The sequence below is a fragment of the Bacillus sp. AFS037270 genome (genome assembly GCF_002585305.1).
Genome location: NZ_NUNF01000138.1, coordinates 1 through 2,346, shown reverse-complemented (window position 1 = coordinate 2,346; position 2,346 = coordinate 1). Strand labels below are relative to the sequence as shown.

Annotated in this window: 3 protein-coding genes; all 3 read right to left on the bottom strand. The window is 33.5% G+C overall.

The annotated features are described in order from the left end of the window. Window positions 1-264: 264 nt before the first annotated feature. The 3 genes from COD92_RS31375 to COD92_RS31365 all read right to left on the bottom strand — a co-directional run bounded on the left by COD92_RS31375 (window position 265) and on the right by COD92_RS31365 (window position 2,041). Complete coding sequence (locus tag COD92_RS31375; protein WP_098532493.1) at window positions 265-468, bottom strand: cold-shock protein; 204 nt, start codon at window positions 466-468, stop codon at window positions 265-267. Between the two features lie 481 nt (window positions 469-949). Then, window positions 950-1,087 (bottom strand): cold shock domain-containing protein, encoded by a 138-nt coding sequence (locus COD92_RS31370; RefSeq protein ID WP_255286803.1) that lies wholly within the window; start codon window positions 1,085-1,087, stop codon window positions 950-952. A 492-nt stretch (window positions 1,088-1,579) separates the two neighbouring features. Then, window positions 1,580-2,041: a CarD family transcriptional regulator gene (locus tag COD92_RS31365; protein ID WP_176541406.1), complete on the bottom strand. Its 462-nt coding sequence runs from the start codon at window positions 2,039-2,041 to the stop codon at window positions 1,580-1,582. Window positions 2,042-2,346 lie beyond the last annotated feature (305 nt).

Sequence of the window (2,346 nt, the reverse complement as noted above, 5' to 3'; positions counted from 1 at the left end):
CAAAAATAATTCTTCTAAAGTTTAACATTTTTTAAAAGTATTTGCAAGAAGACGTAAACAAAACCATTTTTGCCATTCATGAATTATCACACCTAGTTTTGGATTCTTATGTTGCTCTTATTCAAGTAAAGCAACCCGTTACTTTAAGTGCAATTCATCACAATCTTTATCCCCCCTACCCCTTTATGAGTGGGGGTTCTTTGTTTCACAGAAAAAAGAAAAGCAGACTCCCATAAAAGAGCCTGCCTTCCCTGTTTTGTAAAATTAAGCAGCTTTACGTACGTTTGAAGCTTGAGGTCCACGTTGACCTTGCTCCACATCAAAAGTCACTGCTTGACCTTCTTCTAAAGTTTTGTAACCTTCTCCTTGAATCGCTGAGAAATGAACGAATACATCGACTCCACCTTCACGTTCGATGAATCCGAAGCCTTTTTCGCCATTAAACCATTTTACATTACCTTTTTCCATTTGTATTGCCTCCTAGTGTGTAAACACACACAATGTAATACTACCCCTGCTCTCAGTGATCATCAAGATGAAAAGTTACAAATCCTTTACACCGAACAAAAATAATTCTCTTTAATCATAACATTTTTTGTAAAAAATGTCAAGATACAGAAAAATCCATTGAGCTCACTATTTCTTTATGATAATCATTGCCGTATATTTTGTATCAGGATTCACTCCATATTCTGTGTGCATGCTTACAGCTTACAGCAAGAGGAACAGCATTGTATTTAACATCTATCAGCTTTTCTTCCTCTAGTTGCTAGGGATAGAGTATTGGACAAGTAGTCTCATGGGACAAGGGACCTGTCCCCTCGTCCCATTATTCGGGAAAACATTGAAGTAAAAGGAAATGACAAAAGTATACTCAAGTACAAAGCGGTGATTATGCTTGGTCCCCCCTATGATCAGAATTCATATTTACAAAGGGGTAGGAGATCAATTATATTTTAGAAACGTTTTCTGTTTGAGAGCCACGTTGTCCTTTTAGAATATCAAATTGTACACGTTGCCCTTCATCAAAGGATTTAAAACCATCACCAGTGATCTTTTCTATTGTTATGTAAATAAAATAAAAAATGGTTTCCTGGTCTGGAAACCATTTTTGTATTTGACCATATGGTGTTTACCAATTCGTTTATCTCTTTTACGTAAAGAAGAAACAATTACTATTCACTGTCTCAGTAGATGTACAAAATTCTTAAAGATAGAGGTGAGATTGATTGTTTTTTCTTCTAGAAATAATGACTTAGATAATAAATTGTATACCTAAAACAATGAAAGCCCTATCTCTCTTTCATCCTTACGGCTCCTTGTCCGTGCCAGTGTGAATCAGGATTGCAAAAATCAAGCGACTATTTTATCGAGTTAGTTGATGAAACTTCAAACGTTCGTAAAAGAAATTTAAATAATAAAAATGGATTAGATTGTAGAAATAACAAAAGAGGTTAATGCTCTAATAGTGAGCTGAAGAAGTTGACTGTCTTTGAAAAGATTTACTTTTAATAATAATCATATTCCCAAAAAATTCAGGATATTTTCGGGAGATGTAATACATTATCTATAATTAACTTTAACAGAAACTATTTATTTGATTTTCAGTGATCCCTTTAATTAATCCCAGTTCACTAATCAAAAATTCATGTGCGTTATCCAACATTTTTTTTTCGCTTGTATTAAGTGCTTTTTCTTTCTTCATACGCATTAAATCACGCACAACTTCAGCACCTTCTTGTATTTTACCAGTTTTTATTTTGTCCGTGTTCACTTTATACCTTTGTTTCCACGGCAGTAATCTATCTGATTCTCCATGCTGAAAAATGTGTATGATGTGTTTTAATGCAATTATGTCTGTAACTGGGCGTATACTTGAACTCAATATTTTACCCGTAGGAATCATGACTTGCATATTACCGATTAACATTTTTATGACATAATACTGTTGTTTTTCCCCTGAGATTTCCTTTTCTTCTATGGCTTTAATTATACCTACTCCGTGCATTGGATAAACAATGTTATCGCCAATTTGAAACAAATAATCCACCTCCATATATGGTAACCTTCTTAACCTTAACATATATATTATTTTTTATCAAATTTTTAATAATATCATAAATTTATTTTCAGTGTCAACTACTTTTTCTTTAAAGATCAGAAAAAGCAAAAACAATAGGAATCGTGTCGGATTACCAATAAAGGGAAGGTAGATTTTCCCGATTATATTCTGAAACCTCTACTAACCTTAATATTATTATTCTTTATAAAACCTTCCTGCCCAAATAACACAAAAAGCGACTGCCTTGTTCAGCAATCGCACCCGTTAGCATTCCTGTAGATCGT